Origin of the sequence: Haloarchaeobius iranensis, assembly GCF_900103505.1 — an archaeon.
In the GTDB taxonomy this organism is placed as follows: domain Archaea; phylum Halobacteriota; class Halobacteria; order Halobacteriales; family Natrialbaceae; genus Haloarchaeobius; species Haloarchaeobius iranensis.
Genome location: NZ_FNIA01000001.1, coordinates 21625 through 37927, shown reverse-complemented (window position 1 = coordinate 37927; position 16303 = coordinate 21625). Strand labels below are relative to the sequence as shown.

Annotated in this window: 19 protein-coding genes; 7 read left to right on the top strand and 12 right to left on the bottom strand. The window is 68.6% G+C overall.

Annotated features, from left to right (window positions below):
• Positions 1 to 12: 12 nt before the first annotated feature.
• From pspAB to BLT27_RS00150, 4 genes are read right to left on the bottom strand one after another with little or no spacing between them, the layout of a single operon-like run.
• A complete protein-coding gene (pspAB, locus tag BLT27_RS00165; protein WP_089731007.1) occupies positions 13 to 618 on the bottom strand; it encodes a PspA-associated protein PspAB in 606 nt (201 codons plus the stop codon).
• A gap of 25 nt (positions 619 to 643) precedes the next feature.
• Positions 644 to 1099, bottom strand: a complete 456-nt coding sequence (locus BLT27_RS00160; RefSeq protein WP_089731006.1) for a hypothetical protein — start codon at positions 1097 to 1099, stop codon at positions 644 to 646.
• Between the two features lie 4 nt (positions 1100 to 1103).
• Complete coding sequence (htpX, locus tag BLT27_RS00155; RefSeq protein ID WP_089731005.1) at positions 1104 to 1979, bottom strand: zinc metalloprotease HtpX; 876 nt, start codon at positions 1977 to 1979, stop codon at positions 1104 to 1106.
• 48 nt (positions 1980 to 2027) lie between these two features.
• A complete protein-coding gene (locus tag BLT27_RS00150) occupies positions 2028 to 2402 on the bottom strand; it encodes a hypothetical protein (RefSeq protein ID WP_089731004.1) in 375 nt (124 codons plus the stop codon).
• A 118-nt stretch (positions 2403 to 2520) separates the two neighbouring features.
• Here BLT27_RS00150 and BLT27_RS00145 point away from each other — a divergent pair, with 118 nt between their 5' ends.
• The 3 genes from BLT27_RS00145 to BLT27_RS00135 all read left to right on the top strand — a co-directional run bounded on the left by BLT27_RS00145 (position 2521) and on the right by BLT27_RS00135 (position 5151).
• A complete protein-coding gene (locus BLT27_RS00145) occupies positions 2521 to 3654 on the top strand; it encodes a 60S ribosomal export protein NMD3 (RefSeq protein ID WP_089731003.1) in 1134 nt (377 codons plus the stop codon).
• 4 nt (positions 3655 to 3658) lie between these two features.
• Positions 3659 to 4783: a class I SAM-dependent methyltransferase gene (locus BLT27_RS00140; RefSeq protein WP_089731002.1), complete on the top strand. Its 1125-nt coding sequence runs from the start codon at positions 3659 to 3661 to the stop codon at positions 4781 to 4783.
• An 86-nt stretch (positions 4784 to 4869) separates the two neighbouring features.
• The gene (locus tag BLT27_RS00135; RefSeq protein WP_089731001.1) at positions 4870 to 5151 is read left to right on the top strand and encodes a hypothetical protein; all 282 of its coding nucleotides are present in this window, start codon (positions 4870 to 4872) and stop codon (positions 5149 to 5151) included.
• 9 nt (positions 5152 to 5160) lie between these two features.
• Here BLT27_RS00135 and BLT27_RS00130 read toward each other — a convergent pair whose 3' ends face one another.
• Both BLT27_RS00130 and BLT27_RS00125 read right to left on the bottom strand, forming a co-directional pair.
• Positions 5161 to 5424: a hypothetical protein gene (locus BLT27_RS00130; RefSeq protein WP_245707561.1), complete on the bottom strand. Its 264-nt coding sequence runs from the start codon at positions 5422 to 5424 to the stop codon at positions 5161 to 5163.
• Between the two features lie 248 nt (positions 5425 to 5672).
• Positions 5673 to 7517 (bottom strand): helicase C-terminal domain-containing protein, encoded by a 1845-nt coding sequence (locus tag BLT27_RS00125; RefSeq protein WP_089731000.1) that lies wholly within the window; start codon positions 7515 to 7517, stop codon positions 5673 to 5675.
• An 846-nt stretch (positions 7518 to 8363) separates the two neighbouring features.
• On the opposite strand from BLT27_RS00125, the gene BLT27_RS00120 reads away from it, so the two are divergent.
• Together BLT27_RS00120 and BLT27_RS00115 are read left to right on the top strand one after the other, a co-directional pair.
• Complete coding sequence (locus tag BLT27_RS00120) at positions 8364 to 8951, top strand: DUF7474 family protein (RefSeq protein ID WP_089730999.1); 588 nt, start codon at positions 8364 to 8366, stop codon at positions 8949 to 8951.
• A gap of 547 nt (positions 8952 to 9498) precedes the next feature.
• Positions 9499 to 9855 carry a hypothetical protein gene (locus BLT27_RS00115; protein ID WP_089730998.1) on the top strand — a complete coding sequence of 119 codons (357 nt, stop codon included), beginning with the start codon at positions 9499 to 9501 and terminating at the stop codon, positions 9853 to 9855.
• A gap of 64 nt (positions 9856 to 9919) precedes the next feature.
• Here BLT27_RS00115 and BLT27_RS00110 read toward each other — a convergent pair whose 3' ends face one another.
• Both BLT27_RS00110 and BLT27_RS20325 read right to left on the bottom strand, forming a co-directional pair.
• Positions 9920 to 10663 (bottom strand): DNA polymerase sliding clamp, encoded by a 744-nt coding sequence (locus tag BLT27_RS00110; protein ID WP_089730997.1) that lies wholly within the window; start codon positions 10661 to 10663, stop codon positions 9920 to 9922.
• A gap of 94 nt (positions 10664 to 10757) precedes the next feature.
• Entirely contained in the window at positions 10758 to 10889 is a 132-nt protein-coding gene (locus BLT27_RS20325) for a hypothetical protein (protein WP_281241439.1), read from the bottom strand.
• Positions 10890 to 10952: 63 nt separating this feature from the next.
• On the opposite strand from BLT27_RS20325, the gene BLT27_RS00105 reads away from it, so the two are divergent.
• Positions 10953 to 11726 (top strand): 23S rRNA (uridine(2552)-2'-O)-methyltransferase, encoded by a 774-nt coding sequence (locus tag BLT27_RS00105; RefSeq protein WP_089730996.1) that lies wholly within the window; start codon positions 10953 to 10955, stop codon positions 11724 to 11726.
• A gap of 26 nt (positions 11727 to 11752) precedes the next feature.
• Here the strand turns inward: BLT27_RS00105 and BLT27_RS00100 are convergent, their stop codons facing one another.
• The 3 genes from BLT27_RS00100 to BLT27_RS20320 form a co-directional block, all read right to left on the bottom strand.
• The gene (locus tag BLT27_RS00100) at positions 11753 to 11932 is read right to left on the bottom strand and encodes a ribbon-helix-helix domain-containing protein (protein WP_089730995.1); all 180 of its coding nucleotides are present in this window, start codon (positions 11930 to 11932) and stop codon (positions 11753 to 11755) included.
• 64 nt (positions 11933 to 11996) lie between these two features.
• Complete coding sequence (locus tag BLT27_RS00095) at positions 11997 to 12866, bottom strand: mechanosensitive ion channel family protein (RefSeq protein ID WP_089730994.1); 870 nt, start codon at positions 12864 to 12866, stop codon at positions 11997 to 11999.
• Positions 12867 to 12895: 29 nt separating this feature from the next.
• Positions 12896 to 13021 (bottom strand): hypothetical protein, encoded by a 126-nt coding sequence (locus BLT27_RS20320; protein WP_281241438.1) that lies wholly within the window; start codon positions 13019 to 13021, stop codon positions 12896 to 12898.
• On the opposite strand from BLT27_RS20320, the gene BLT27_RS00090 reads away from it, so the two are divergent.
• Positions 13020 to 13784, top strand: coding sequence for a hypothetical protein (locus tag BLT27_RS00090; RefSeq protein WP_089730993.1), 765 nt, complete (start codon positions 13020 to 13022; stop codon positions 13782 to 13784). The genes BLT27_RS20320 and BLT27_RS00090 overlap by 2 nt on opposite strands.
• Before the next feature lies 1 nt (position 13785).
• Here BLT27_RS00090 and BLT27_RS00085 read toward each other — a convergent pair whose 3' ends face one another.
• Positions 13786 to 16245, bottom strand: coding sequence for a twin-arginine translocase subunit TatC (locus BLT27_RS00085; protein WP_089730992.1), 2460 nt, complete (start codon positions 16243 to 16245; stop codon positions 13786 to 13788).
• Positions 16246 to 16303: the final 58 nt, after the last annotated feature.

Genomic DNA, 16303 nt, shown 5'->3' with positions numbered 1-16303 from the left:
ATCCGATGCGTCTCACTCCCAGGGGTGCGTCCCGCGACTGCTCGGCCACAGCGGGTACCAGTACTGCTTGTCGTTCTCGATGTCGAGCTCGCCGTCGAGGTTGCTCTCCAGCTTGAACTCCAGGGCGTCGTCGCGCTCCTGCCCGCTGCGGGGGACGAACGGGTAGTACGCACCGCGGCGGAACGAGTAGATCCAGTAGGCCGTGCGGTCGTCGTTCGAGAACCCGAAGACGGCGGCGAGCAGCCGGGAGCCGTAGTCGCGCTCGATGAACGTGTCGGCGGCGAAGTGGATGCTGGTGACGAGGTCCTCGGGGTCGTCGTCGTGGAGGACGACCCACTGGTAGCCGTGGTCGTCCTCGCGCAGGTCGAAGTCGGTGCCGGTCTCCTCCGAGCCGGCGTGGAGGATGTCCTCGACCTCGCGGACGGCGTCGGCGAAGTCCGTGCTGTCGACGCCGGAGAAACAGAGCGCCGCGTCGCCGGTCGACGAGTAGCCGAGTTCGGTGGCCATCGTGATGTACGCCGTGCTCATCCCGAACAGGTCCTCGGGGTCGGCGTCGCTGGCGGCGTCGGCCTCGGCGCGGGTGCCGAGCATCTCGCGGATAGAATCGAACAGCCCCATACCCGACGGGACGGCCGGGACCGCCTTAGGCCTCCCTATCGCGGCGTCCCGTCGTCGGCACGCCGACGTCCCAGATGGTCCGCCCGCCGATGAGCGCCGCGAGGACGCCGACGAGGGCGACGAACGGCGAGACGACGGTGTCGACGCGGTCGAACAGGCCCTGGGTGGGGAACACCTGGACGCGGTACACCTGGCCGTCGAGCCGGACGCAGTCCGCCTCGATGAGCGGGACGACGGCGGCGCTGTCTGCCCCGCGCCAGCGCGTCGCCCGGTCGCCGTCTGCAGCCTCCTGCAGTGTCGTCTTGGCAGGTTCGTCGAGGCTCGAGGCGTTCGTCACCTCGTCCTCGGCGATCCCCCCGTCCGCGGGTTCGGCGGCCACCTCGACGGTCGTGTCACCCGGATTCAGGTCGAGGTAGACCGGGTGGGCCGCGACGAGGAGGCCGACGACGAGCAGTACCGCCCCGACGCGGGCCCGGTCCATCGGTTCAGGTCGCCTCCATCTCGCGTTCGAGCTGCTGGAGACGCTCGATGCGGCGCTCCATCGAGGGGTGCGTGCTGAACAGGCGGGTGATGGTGCCGCCGCTGACCGGGAAGATGAAGAACGCGTTCATCTCGGCCTGCTCGCGCATGTCCTCCTTCGGGGCCCGGTCCATCCCGCCGGAGATGCTGTTGAGCGCGGACGCCAGCGCAGCGGGCTTGCCGGTGATGACGGCAGCGCCGCGGTCGGCGGCGAACTCGCGGTAGCGCGAGAGCGCCCGGATGAGCAGGTAGGAGATGACCCAGACGACCAGCGAGACGGCGATGGCGACGAAGACGCCACCGTTGTTCCGGTCGCGGCCCCCGCCGAAGAAGAAGCCGAAGCGGACGACGAGGAACGCGATGGTCGAGAGGAACGACGCGATGGTCATGACCATCACGTCACGGTTCTTCACGTGAGCGAGTTCGTGGGCGATGACGCCCTCCAGCTCCTCCCGGTTCAGCGTTCGCATCAGCCCGGTCGTCACGGCGACGGCCGAGTGTTTCTGCGAGCGCCCGGTCGCGAACGCGTTGGGCACCTGCGAGTCGACGACCGCGACCTTCGGCGTCGGCACGTCCGCCTGCTGGGAGAGCCGGCGGACCATCCCGTGCAGCTCGGGGTACTCGTCCTCGCTCACCTCCTTCGCGCCCATGCTCCACAGCGTGAGCTTGTCGCTGAAGAACCACTGCGCGCCGGAGAACAGCGCGAACATGAGGACGATGCCGGTGAACCCGATCCCCAGGTACACCGACAGCGCCCCGATGAAGATGAGATACACCGCTGTCAACAGGAACATCGTGACGAACATGCGGAGCCGGAGCCCCCAGTCCGCTTTCCATTGCATATTCGCACGGAGGGGTCGAGCGGTCTAAAGTTCGTCGCCGTCCGGTGGTCACCCGAACGTCGACACGGCGGCGAGGAAGGCGGCCGAGAACAGCCCGACGCCGAGGGAGAGCGCCCCCAACCGGAACCGTCTCGGCAGCCCGCTCGTACTGGCCCGGAACAGCGAGGGGTCGGTCACGTCGAAGCCCCCCGCTACGCCGGCCTCGATGGTCTCGGTGCCGCTGTTGCTCGTCGAGAAGCTGATAGCGCCGAGGCTGATTCCGATGGCCGCCGACGCGAGGGCGACGTTCGGGAGCGTCGCGGTGACGTCGCCGCCGTTGTTCGCGACGATGGCGGCCGTTCCACCGAGCAGGAGGGCGGTGCAGAGGGCGCCACCGACGAGCGTGTACCTGACGAACAGCGGGACGAGTCGTTGCAGGCCCATGTCGTCGAGTAGGCGGCCCCCCGAAATTAACTTTCTGCTGACCAGTCGATTTACTGTCTGTTCTGTCACCTCCGTCGAATCCTGCGCTTTATACGGCAGAACGGCCTACGAGTCGGCCATGACCGACCAGCGCTCGTTCTGCCCCCGCTGCGGGGAGGCGATGTCCGACGCGGCCGCCAGCGACCCGCTGGGCAAATCCGACGTGGGCGTCTGCGACGACTGCTACTTCGACCAGTTCGAACTCGTCGACGCGCCCGAGCGCATCGAGGTGCGCGTCTGTGCGACCTGCGGTGCCGTCTTCCGGGGCCGTCGCTGGGTCGACGTCGGCGCCGAGGACTACACCGACGTGGCGATAGAGGAGGTGTCCGAGGCGCTCGCGGTCCACGTCGACGCCGAGGACGTGTCGTGGCAGGTCCAACCCGAGCAGGTCGACCAGAACAACATCCGGATGCACTGCCTGTTCTCGGGCGTCGTACGCGGCCAGTACCGCGAGTCGGAGGTCACGGTGCCGGTTCGCATCGCCCGACAGACCTGCACCCGGTGTGGCCGCATCGCGGGCGACTACTACGCCTCCATCGTGCAGGTCCGGGCGCTCGACCGGACCCCCGACAGCGAGGAGATCGAGCGTGCCAAGGAGATATCGAACATGGTCGTCGACCGGATGGAGGCGACGGGCGACCGGAACGCGTTCGTCACCGAGATGGGCGAGACCGACGACGGACTCGACGTGAAGGTCTCGACGAACAACATCGGCAAGCAGATCGCCGCGAAGGTGGTCGAGGAGTTCGGCGGGGGCTGGACCGACCACGAGACGCTGGTCACCGAGGACGAGGACGGCAACGAGGTGTACCGCGTCACCTACGCCGTCCGCCTGCCGCCGTACCGCCCCGGCGACGTCATCGAACTCGACGACGAGGAGGACGACGACGGGCCGATACTCGTCAGCAGCGCCCGCGGCAACCTGAAGGGGGTGCGCGTGACGACCGGCGAGCGCTACGAGGCCAGCTACGAGGAGGGGGACGCCCCGGACGCCAGGAAGCTCGGCACCGTCGACGACGGCGTCGAGACCTCGCTGGTCACCGTCGAGGACGAGCACTCGGTGCAGGTGCTCGACCCCGAGACCTACCAGGCCAAGACCATCGCCCGCCCGGACTACTTCGAGGGCGACGGCGACACGGTCCGGGTGCTGAAGAGCCGTGCCGGCCTGCACGTCCTCCCGCCCGAGGAGGACGACGAGGACGACTGGTGGTGACGCGATGACGGGACCTGGCGACGACCAGCCGGAGACGCATCTCCCCGAGGTCGCCGACGCCACGGCCGACGGTCCACTCGCCGCCGTCGTCTCCCAGGACCGCGCCGAGGTCGCCATCGCCAGCCTGCGCGCCGAGGGCGTCTACGACGACGACCGACGGGTCAAACCGTTCCCCGATGGACTGGTCGCGCTCCCAGTGACGGCACCGCCGACTGAGACGGATGTCCGCCGCGTCGTGCGCCAGACCGACCCCGAGCCCCGTGCGCCCGACCTCGCGACGCTCCTGCGCGAACGCGGCTGGGACGACGAGGCGGTCGAGCGCGCGCCGTCGTCGTGGGCCGTCGTGGGTGCCGTCGTCCTCGTCTCGCTGACCGACCTCGACGAGGACGAGGCGGAAGCCGTCGGCGAGGCGCTGCTCGAACTCCACGGCGAGGCCGACACCGTCTGCGCCCGGGAGGGCGTCGACGGCGAACTCCGCGAGCCGGACGTGCGCGTCGTCGCCGGCCTCGGCGACACCGAGACGGTCCACGTCGAACACGGCACCCGGTACGCGCTGGACCTCTCGCGAGTCATGTTCTCGCCCGGCAACCAGGCCGAGCGCGTCCACATGGGCGAGGTCACCGACGAGGGCGAGCGCGTGCTCGACATGTTCGCCGGCATCGGCTACTTCGCGCTGCCGATGGCCCGCGCCGGGGCGACCGTCACGGCCGTCGAGAAGAACCCCGACGCGTTCCGCTACCTCGGCGAGAACGCCGTGAACAACGCGGTCCTCGACCGGATGGAGCTCGTCCTCGGCGACTGCCGCGACGTCGAGGCGACGGCCGACCGGGTCGTCATGGGCTACTACGACGCGGTCGAGCCGGCACCTGGCGACGCGGACAGCGGCGACCCGGACGCCGACGGTGGTGGGCGGAGCTACCTCGACGCCGCCTTCGACGCCGCCGTTTCGGGTGGAACGCTCCACGTCCACGCGACCGAACCCGCCGACGACCCCTGGAGCCACCCCGTCGCCCGGCTGGAGGCCGTCGCCGACGACCACGGCCGCGACGTGACGGTGCTGGACCGTCGCGAGGTCAAGAGCCACAGCGAGGGCGTCGTCCACGTCGTCGTCGACGCGCGGGTGGACTGATAGGGGTCATCGCCGGGTTCCGCATCGGGCCGTCGGCGTGTTCCGAATCAGAAGACACTTTCCCGTCGGGTGGACCACTCCGGTGAATGCCCTCCACACGCGACGCGGACCGCCGCTGGCTGCTCGGTGAACTGCCCCGGATACTGCTCGGCGTGCTGGCGGTGCTGACCGCGACCTGGTTCGTCGAGACGGTCGGCCACCTCCTCCTCGACATCTTCGAGTCGGTGTTCGTCCACGGGCTCGGGCTCGCCCTGTCGTACGAGCTCTACGGACTGCTCCTTGACGGGGTCGATCTGGCGACGGCGGTCGTCCGCTGGACCGGCCTGTTCGCGCTCGGTGCGTACGTCGTCCGCCGCGCGACGGCCTGACACGCACCTTCACTCCCGGGTCGGCAACACGCCGCCGTAGTAGAGCAGGTGCGCCCCCGTCGCGAGCATCGCCAGCCCGAGGAGTCGAACCCGCGTCGTCGCGCCGTCGCGTGGTGAGAACGCCACGTCGAGTGCGATGTCGTAGCCGGTGCTGGCGAGCGAGAGCAGTCGGGCCGGGACGAGCAGGTGGACCAGTCCGGCGAGCGAGAGCAGCGCGCCGACCGGGCGGGCGAGGCGGGACCAGAGCGCGAGCGGGGATGGCGCGTTCGTCATGCCCGAGCTTCGGGTGGAACTGGCAAAAAGGTCGGGATGGCGGCGACGAGACGGTCGAGGAGGCGCGGCGACACGCTGGCCGTCAGCCGAGAGTTTGAAGCCTCCGGAGGCAGAACACGGGGGTATGCCCGAGTTCAACCGCCAGCAGATCATCGCGATATTCTTCGTCGTGCTGATGATCGGCTCGTCGGTCGTCGGCGTCCTCGCCGCGTTCTGACCGCCGTCGTCTCGGCGGGGTCGACCCTCCCTCAGCCGTCGGTGTCCCACACGTCGGCCATCGGTGACTTCGACGACCCCGAGCGACCGCTGCGGCCGCTGCGGGACCGGCTGTAGCCGCTCCCCCCGCCGCTTCCACTGGACCCGCCGTCGCCACCGTTGCTCTCGCTCCCACTTCCGCGCTGGTACCGCCGGCCCGCCGCGGCGCCCTCGTCCATCTCCGCGAGTGCGGCGCTCGGGTCGAAGGTCGGGAGGTCCGGCGTCGAGAGTCGGGTGACCTGCTCGGTGAACCACGGCGGCGTGTCGCTCCTCGCCCGGTCGAACAGGTCGACGAGGCTCGAATCCGCGAGGTAGGTGTGGCCCCAGTCGTCGGGGGCACGGACGACCCGGCCGCAGGCCTGGATGACCGTCCGGAGCGCCGAGCGGTAGTACCACGCCCACTGCCCCTGTTCGAGGCGGTGGGCGACACGGGAGTCGCCGGTGTTCAGGAACGGGGCCTTGCAGAGCACCTGCCAGCGACAGAGGTCGCCCTTCAGATCGAGCGCCTCCTCCATCTTCACCGAGAGGAACACCTCCGGCTCGTCGGTGGCCTTCCAGCTGTCGAGCTCGCCGTCGCGGTTGTCCCGCGAGTGGGTGCGGACCCGCGCGCCGACGCCGAAGTCCCGGAGCAACTCGGCGAGTCGCTCCTGGATGCCGTAGGAGTGGCAGTGGACCAGCCCCTTCTCGCCGGGGTGGTGCTGCATCACCCGCGTGACGACGCGGGCGACCTTCGGCAGCGTCTCGTCCCTGTGCTCGTAGGTCATCTTCCCCTGGGTCACGTCGTACAGCGGCCGGTGCTCCACGGGGAAGGTGTGCTCGACGTCGACGAGTGCGGTGCGCTCCGGCGGGAGCCCGACCTGCCGGCAGAACGCGTCCTTGTTCAGGATGGTCGCCGACAGCAGCGCGAAGCGGTTCCCCCGGTCCCAGACGGTGTGTTTCAGGTACTTCTCGGGGTTCATCGGCTTGATGGTCAGCGGGCCGCCGTCGCCGTCGTTGGAGCCGTCGTCGGGCTCCTGGTCGACCAGCCACTCCGTCGCGCTCTCGGGGTCGCGGTAGTCGCTGACGAACCAGTCCAGCTCGCCGATGCGCTCCTGCAGCCGGTCCCGCAGCGACACCTCCGCCGCCGACAGCTCCGGCCTGCCGAGCAGCTCGTCCTTCCGCCGCTTCAGCGTGCCCAGCAGCGCGTCGGCGTAGTCGACGGCCCTGTCCGGGGAGTCGACTTCGGGCACGCGCAGGTCGTCCCAGTTCGGCAGCGTCTGCGGGCTCAGCTCGATGGTCGCGTACATCTCCGCCCACTCCGCCAGCCCGTGCGCCTCGTCGACCACGACCACGTCCCGCGTTCTGAACACCTCCGAGCCCGCGGTCTGCATGAAGTACGCCAGCGTCATCGCCGCGATCTCGCGGTTCGACGCGATGGCCCGGTCCGAGAAGTACGGACACCGATGGCGGACCGAGCAGTCGTAGCCCGACTCACGGACGCACGGCGCTCGGTTGACCGGGGTGTCCCGTTCCCCCGGGAGGATGCAGTCGTAGTTCGACTTCCCCCGGATGACGTTCAGGTCCTCCAGCAGCGAGTCGGCGGCCACGTCGTCCAGCTGTGATACCTGCGGGGTCGTGTAGTACGCTCCGCTGGCCTCGCTCGGGGCCACCTCGTCCACCGCCGCCGCACAGCCCGCGATTGCTCTCGCCAGCAGGGATTTTCCGCTCCCCGTCGGTGCGCGGACGAGGACGACCTCGTTGCCCGCGTCGAACGCCCGCTGGATGTCTCTCAGCGCCTGCTCCTGGGCTCCACGGTAGGAGGGCGCGGGGAACTCCTCGAAGATTCGCGACGGGTCCACTCTGTACAGTCCGTGGCTTCGGGCCGGTGTAAAGTCTCCGAATGAGGCTAGTGCGCCTCGGTTCTCGTTCGTTCGTTCGCTACCAACTGCTGCTGGCGAGAACAGCCAGAAAGCCCCGAGTCGCTGGAGTCGGGGGGCTCGCTGCGGTCCTCGTACCTGCGGTCCTTGCGTCGCCCGCCTTCCTCCAGCGACTCGCCCCTTTCAGTCCCACCTGACCGCGACCGCACCTCGAACCTCCCCAGCCTCTTACGCTCCTCAGTCGCTTGCGCTCCCTGCGGTGCCTGAGCGCTACGCGTTCAGACTCGCGAGAGCGAAGCTCTCGCGCGGAATGGCTCGCGGCCTCACTCCGTTCGGCACGCTCGCCAGTCGCGCGCCACGGTGAAAGTTTACAACACTTGTAAACTCTGAACGACTCGACTACGCCGCCACCAGCCACACGGCCAAGACAACCCGTGCCGCTAGGCGCGTGGTTGTCGAGGGGGAGGGCTGGTGCGGTGCGTTCGCGGTTGCGGTGGGCGGGACTGAAAGGGGCGGCGGGCTACGCGAACTCCGGCGAAGCAAGCACCGCAGGAACGAGGAGCGTGGTTCGAAAGACGCCTCCGGCGTCTTTCGTCATCACGAAAGAGCGCTCCGCGCTCTTTCGAACGACAGCGAGCCGCGGGAGCGTAGCACGCCGGGGCTTTCTAGCTGTTTGTGGTTGCAGCAAGTCCCACGACAGACGGGGCTTTGTGGCTGGTGTCGGGCTCGGCTCCCGCTACAGTCTCTCTACCGGTACCTCTCTCGCGAACGGACCACACCAATAACGGAACGGTACACTCTTAGACGAGCACTGCCCTCACTGTGGACGTGGCGCGCCACTTCGAGTATCCCTGTCCCGACTGTCGGAGCACGAACGACCTCCACGACCCGGAGTGTCGGTTCGCGGGCGTCGAGTGGCACGCGGTCGAGAAGGCGTACGCGGACGTGCTGGCGGCGCTGTCGGGCGGGGTCAAACACGAGGACGAGCTGCCGTCGGTCGCGGCGGACTGGGGTGCGCTCCAGCAGGCCGCGCTGGAGCACCTGCGGACGGTCCAGCGGGTCGACGAGCACGACGGCCGGCTGGAGCTGCGCTCGCCCGACGAGTACCGCGAGCTGCTGACGACGCCCCAGTACGAGCCGGTGAAGACGGTGTACGAGTACGGCTCGGTGCCCGGCTGTCACGACAACAGCGTGTTCGCGCTGGTCGCCTACTACGAGATGGTGGGCCTGTCGTGGCCGGAGACCAGAGAGCAGGTCATCGAGTGGCTGCACGAGACGGGCACGTGGGAGCGCGGCGGCTTCGCCGAGGACTCACCGGAGGAGCTGGTCGACGCGAAGCGGCACGTCTACGAGGCGGGCTACGGCTGGAAGCAGGCGGCGCGGGAGGCGAAGGCGGTCATCGACCGCTATCGGTGAGGATTCGAAAAAATGACGCGGCCGTTCTCCGGCAGTGTTACCGGGCCCGGGAGCCGCCGCCACGGTTCGACGGGAAGCTCTCGGCACCGGACTCGATGTCGCTCCAGAGGGCGGAGCCGATGGAACCGGAGTAGTCGAGCGCGAGCACGCCGGTGGTCGACAGCGGCAGTCCCAGACCGAAGACGCCGGTCGTCAGGGCGGTGCTCGGGAGTACGCGGCGGCGCGAGATGCCGAAGTCGTCGTCTGTCGGTCGTCTATCGTGGTGAACGGTGTTTCCATAGCTGTTGCTTCTCGTGCGAGGTGACGGTCCCTGACTCCTCAATTCCGGGTCGAGAACTACCTCCAGATACGCTGTTCGAGGGCACAGGTGTACGTTCCCCAGGAACGGTTTGGGAACCGGTCCGGGACGCGCCCGACCGGCCGTGCCGCCACGGCGACCTCCGCCACGGCTCTCGCTAATGGAGCCTTACTTCGTTCCCGCTGACGCTTCCCCGTCCTTCCGGGCGACGACGCTGTCCTTTTGCCGACGCGAACCGAACACCGGCGCATGACAGCATCGTCGCCGGGCTACCGGGACGTGGTCGGCGAAGTCACCGCGGCGCACTGGCCGGTCGCACTCGTCTCGCTCGTCCCGTTTCTCGCCTACTTCACGCTCACGGGGCAGCTGACGCTGGCGCTCGCCATGGCCGCGACCGGGCTGGCGGCGGCCCACGCGTTCGTCGTCGGCATCGCCCTCGGGCGCGGTGACCGGAACGTCGCGCTCGGCGTCGGGTCGATGACCGCGGTCGTCGTCGCCGTGAGCGCCGTCGCGCTCGTCGACCTCGCCGCGGTGGTGTTCCTGTTCGGGACGATGGTCTGCCTGCCGGCCGCGGCGCTCGGGCACGCGGCGTGGCAGCGAGCGTGAACCGCCTCGGGGTCAAGCCCCGAGGCACTCCCTTGGTTTCTCTGTAGAAGAGAGCGCGAGACGCTCAGTCGCTCTGGATGCGCGGCGCGAGCACGAACAGGACCGAGCCCTGCCCCTCGGCGATCGGGAACTTGATCTTGAGGGGGAACTCCTCGCCGAGCTCGAGCGTGACCTCGGCGTCGGCGGGGATGGCCTTGTTCATGTCCTTCAGGTAGTCGAGGCTGAACAGCGAGCGGGCGTCGCCGGCCTGGAGGTCGATGAGCTGCTCGGTCGTGAGCTCGAGGTGGACGTCGTCGGTGTCGCCCTCCGCGTCGACGTAGAACAGCTCGTCGCTCGCGTCGACGCCGAGTGCGATGTGGTCCGAGACCATGTCGGAGGCCTTGACGGCGCGGTTGATGTCCTTGCCCTCGATGACGACCTCGGCGGAGAGGTCCAGGTCAGGGATGTCGGGCTCCTGGCGGATGCTGTCGGGGTCGATGAGCGCGAGCGTATACTCCAGCCCGTCGATCTGGATGTGGAGCTTGCGCGTCTCCTCGTCGAGTTCGAGCTCGACGAGCTGTCCGGAGTCGGCCATCCCGGCGATGTCTTCGAGCCGGGAGAGGTTGACGCCGATGACGCCGCCGTCGGCCTCGTAGGACTCGAACGCCTCGGCGGAGAGCCGCAGGTCGACCATGCCGACGTTGGCGGGGTCGACGGCGCGTATCTCGATGCCGTCTTCGTCGAGGTGGACCTTACACTCGTCCACCAGGACGCTCACGGAGTCGAGCGTCGTCTTGAGCGTCTCGGCGCTCACGATGGCCTTGAACATGTTGAATCACGCTACGAAACCGGGCACTAAAAAAACACCCTTTCGGTCGCGCGAGCGCGTGCGAATCGCCCGTCGCCAGCCGCTCAGAAGTTCGTCACCGTGGGAGGTCCCGCCGCGGACCGACGTGACGCTCGAACTCGGGACCGAGGAGCCACTGGTTCTCGGGGACGGGATCGGTCGAGTACTCCATCTCGCCGCGCATCTCGTAGCGGTGAGTTGGCGGCACGTCGCGGCGACGGAACGAAGCCCCTAACCGCGCTCGCCGGCTAATACCGGCAACTGACCACCTATGGCGCGCAAGGACCACTGGTACAACAAGTCGAAACAGGAGGGGTACCGCACGCGAGCGTCGTACAAGCTGAAACAGCTCGACCGGAAGGAGGGGCTGTTCGGCCCCGGAAACACGGTCGTCGACCTCGGGGCCGCTCCCGGCGGCTGGCTCCAGGTCGCCGCCGAGGAGGTCGGCTCCGAGGGAACGGTCATCGGCGTCGACTTCCAGCGCATCACGGACTTCGACGAGGAGTACGACGACTGGATAGAGACGATCCGCGGCGACATGACCGAGGAGGACACGAAGGAGCAGGTCCGCGAGGCCGCCGGGAACGAGGTCGACGTGGTGCTCTCGGACATGGCCCCGAACATGACCGGCGAGTACCAGCTCGACCACGCCCGCTCGGTCCACCTCGCGCGGCAGGCGTTCGAGACCGCGCTGGACGTGCTCGACACCGGCGGCGACTTCGCCGTGAAGGTGTTCGAGGGGAAGGACCTCGACCGCCTCCGCGAGGACATCGAGGCCGAGTTCCAGTACGTCCGGACCACGACGCCCGAGGCCTCCCGCGACGAGTCCTCCGAGGTGTACCTCGTCGCCAAGCACCGCCTGACAGCGCCGGTCCGTCCCGGCGACACCATCGAGGTGAGTATCGAGGACGTGGGCAGCGAGGGCGACGGCATCGCCAAGGTCGAGGGGTTTACGCTGTTCGTCGACGGGGCCGACGAGGGCGAGACCGTCGAGGTCGAGGTGACCGAAGTGAAGCCCAGGTTCGGCTTCGCGGAGCCGCTGTAGGGTTTCTCCCGGTTTTCTGCCGTCTCTTACTCGTCGTCGTCCTCGAGGCGGTCGTGCCGTGCGTCTATCTCGTCGAGGATGTCGAGGTTCTTCCGGATGGACGACCGGATGGCGTCCGAGCGATTGACGAACTTCCCGTCCTCGCCGACGTGGTCGTCGAGGTCGTCGAGTAACTCCTGCGGAATCTCGACGCTGATCTTTGGCATGCGGCGTGATTGGTGTATCCGCGGTAAATATTCCGGTGGTGTCGGCGACGGCGAGCCGCCGCGCTCAGTCGTCCCCGACCGCCCCGTCGACGTTCCTGACCTCGATGTCGCCGGACAGCTCGGTGTTCGGGTACGGCATGTCGATGCCCTCCGCGTCGAAGCGCTCCTTGACCGCCTCCAGGAACTCCGCACGGACCGGCTTGTAGCCGTGCTCGCGCGGGTCGATCCAGAGCCGGCCGGAGAGCACGACGGCGGAGTCACCCAGCGACACGACCGGTGCCGACGGCGCGGGGTCGTCGAACGCGGCCTCGATGTTCGATGCCTCGTCGATGATGGCCTCGCGTGCCTGCTCGATGTCGTCGTCGTAGCCGATTCCGAAGCCGACGGAGACCCGGCGCTCGTCGTTCGCGACGTTGTTGACCACCGCGGCGTTGGCGAGGTCGCTGTTCGGGACCGTCACCAGCTCGTTGTCGAACGTGTCGAGCTTCGTCACGCGGAGCTCTATCTCCCGAACGACGCCGCTGTTACCGTCCCACTCGATCCAGTCACCGGTCGTGAACGGCTCGTCCTGCAGGATGAACACGCCCGCGACGAAGTTGGCGATGAGGTCCTGCGCGGCGAAGCCGACCGCGAGCGCGAGCGCGCCGGCGAGCGTCGCGAAGGCCGCGAGCACGACGCCGAAGCCGGCGATGGTCGCGGCTAGCGCGACGGAGAGCACGGCCACGACGCCGATGGTCGCGCTCTCGGCAAGGCCGACGATGGTCTCGTCGAAGCCACGGCGTCGCAGACTCTTCTCGACCGCACTGGTCACGACGAGTCGGCCGACGACGAACAGCACCACGAACACGAAGACGAAGATGACGATGGTCGTGATGGCGCTGATGATCGGTGCGACGTACTGCCCCAGGTCGAGCCCCAACTGAAGTGGTACCATATGTCACGTAACGTACCACCATCGGGAACTTATAAGTTGACCAGTTCGGGGCCGGTCGCCGGCGCACTCCATTGCCCGCGGAAGTACGGTCGGGTTCCGGCCAGCGCCCCGCCGACCGCAACGGCCGCGTCGGCGTCGGCCCTACCGTATGCCATGGACACCGACGACGCCCGAGACGCGGCTATCGCCGCGCTCGCACGGCGCGAGTACGAGCTGGCGGGCGACGAGTACGGCCGGGCAGCGTGGGCGACGCTCGCGGAGCCACGCCCCGGAGTGGCCCCGTTCGACGCCGACGAGAAGGGCTGGGTCGGGGCCGGCCTGCAGTACCTCCTCACCGGCGCGCTGGCCTACCGGGTCGCGGGTCGGGGCGACCGCGCGACACACCGGAGCGTCGAGTGTGCCGCCGTCGCGCGTGACCTGCGGAACGCGCTCGACCACCCCGTCCAGGCCGCCTGTCTGACCGAGTTCGTCGCCGACGCCCACGTCGTCGGCGCGCTGGACGACCCTGCCGCGGTGTACGCCGAGGCGGCGGCCGGGTACGAGGACGCCGCCGCTGCGGTCGACGACCCGCGCGCGTGGGCGACGACGCCCCTGTTCGAGGCCGCTGCGACGCCGCTCCAGCAGGTCGCTCGCGGCGGCGCAAACGGGGAGATAGCCGTCGGCTGGGACGACCTCCACGGCTCCGACCCCGGCGACCCCGGCGCGTTCCTCGCCCACCGCGTGGAGCACAAGCGACAGCGCTTCCGGGGGCTTGTCGAGCGTGCGGTCGACGACGGGCATCTGGCTGCGCCCCGCGGGACGACCGCCTACGGGGAGGGGAGCCACCGCTGTCCGGACTGTGGGTCGACCGACGTGAACTGGACCGGCGGGAGCACGCTCTGTCTCCGCTGCTCGACGCCGATGGTGCCCCGCGACTGACTCAGGCCGCCTCCTCAGGGGCGGGCTCCTCGGCCTCGCCGCCGCCCCCGCCACCGCGGAGCCGCCAGGGCAGCGTGACGACGCCGAGCAGCCCCAGCCCGAGCAGGTACGCGATTGCGATGGGTACCGAGAGCACGAGCATCGTCAGGACGCCCTTCGGCGAGAAGAGCGCCGCGGCGAGGAAGATGCTCACCACGATGGGCCGCCAGAACTCGCGCATCGTCCGGTACTTCACGATGTTCCCCCAGTGGAACAGCAGCATCGTGACGATGATGTCGATGAAGATGCCGATGCCGAGGGTGGTGAAGAAGATGAGCCAGAAGAAGCTCTTCAGGCGGTAGGAGATGACCATGTCGGCCTGGATGGCGTCGGCGACCAGGTAGGAGATGATGGTCGGCGCGACGAGGAAGTAGCCGAGGACGCTCCCGATGGCGAAGCCGACGAACAGCGCTGCGCCCCAGACCAGGAACGTCGAGTTCTCGCCGGTCGAGACGATGCCGCGCTCCTTCATCGCGGGCCAGGCGTAGTACATGAACACGGGGAGCGCGGCGGCGACGCCGAGCAGGAAGCTCACCTTCACCTCGAAGATGAGCGCCTCGACGGGATGCAGCGCGACGATGAGGCCGACCTCGCTCGGGCCGCCCATGCTGGCGACGATCTCCGAGTAGGGCTGGCCGCTGGCGACGGCGCCCGGATTGGTGGGGCCACTCGACGGAGCCTGCGAGACGCCCGGCGCGACGGTCATCGCGTCCATCAGTGGCTTGCCTGCCTCGAACGCCGTGTCGAAGCCGACGGCCGCGGGGTCGCCGCGGACGGCCGGCGGCACCTGGCTGATGAAGTTCCGCTTGATGTCTCCGAGGCCGCCCGTGTACAGCCAGTAGAAGCTGCCGAACATGACGGCCATGAACAGGCCGACGACGCGGAACAGCTTCGACGTGATGGACTGGAAGATGAACATCACGTCGTAGTAGTAACCGCCGATGTCGTCCTCGGTCGTCTCGTCCTCGGTGAACGGGTCGACCATGCCGGCGGTGGTCCGCGAGAGGAAGCCGCCCTCCTCCTCGTCCTCGACCTGGTCCTCGTGGCTCTCGCGCTCCATCCCCATGCTGGTGGGGTCGGCGAGGGACTTCGGCTCCTCCTGGGGGGTCCCTTCGGCGGCCGTCTCGGCCTCGGCGGCCGCCTCCGCCTCGTCGAAGCGGTCGAGGACGGCCTCGGCCTTGTCGGGCTGGTCGGCGTCCATCGCCTCGCGGGCGTAGCCGACGGCCTCCTCCTCGCTCATCTCCGCGAACACCTCGGGCGGGGCCGCCCGGACGCCCGCGGCGTCGAGTCCCGAGATGTCGATGCTCGCGGGGTCTCCCGGCCGGGTACCGCCCTTCGGGACGACCGGCTGGCGGAGCATGTGGACGGTGTAGATGACCAGCACGGAGCCGGCGATGACGAACGCGCCCTGGAGCCCGACGACGAACAGCGAGAGTGGGTCGCCCGTCGGGAACAGGGGGCCGGGCCGGACCATCGACGGGATGGCCGGGAACAGCCGCTCGGAGACGACCCGGGTCGCGCGGGTGCCGAAGAAGGCGGCGGTCCCGGCCGCGCTCGCGACGGCGATGCCGACGAACTGGTACAGCCGCTTCTTGAGCAGGTTCTGGTCGGGGGCGTTCGGCCCGGCGCCGCCCGCACGGTTCAGGTTCGTGACAACCTTCGCGAGGCCCAGGCTCAGCACGTACAGCGAGATGAGCGGGATGGCCCACATGACCTGCGTGAACGGGTCCGGCGGGGAGAACATCGCGCCGAAGACGAAGATGATGAGGAACGCGTAGCGCCAGTTGTCGCGCCAGAACTCGTAGGAGACGAGCTCGACGTAGGAGAGCGACGACATCGCGAGGGGGAGCTGCGCCGCGAGCCCGAACGAGAGCGTGAGGAACACGATGAACTCGGTCCACATCGTGATGTCGTAGCTCGGCTTGATGGACGCGTTCACCGCGTTCGTCGCCAGGAACTCGAACATGAACGGGAAGAAGACGACGTACGCGTAGATGATGCCGAGGACGAACAACGTGAGGATCGCGCCGACGATACCGCCGGCCTGCCAGCGCGACAGCGAGATGTCGGGCTGGAAGCCACGCTGGGCCAGCGAGTCCTTGGCGAAGTAGAGCAGGAGCGGCAGTGCGAGCAGCGCGCCGACGATGACCCCGATCTTGAACTGGAGCAGGATGACGTCGAAGGGCGTCCGGGCGATGACCTCCACCTGGAGTGCGATCTCGGGAGGCATCCGCTGCTGAGTGTTCTGCCTGAGGAACTCCCAGACGAACAGTCGAAGCGAGTAGATGGTCCCGAGCATCCCGACGAGGAACACGATGAACACCTTCTGGAGATGCTTCTGGAGCGCCCGAAGCATCACGCCGGCTGTCTCCCGCCCGCTGTTGATGCTTCGGGCGGTGTCCTCACCGATGACGGAACTCATTCGTTGGGGTAGCTTTCCACCTCTTTCACATCAATCTTCTTCTCCGAGGTGCCGACGG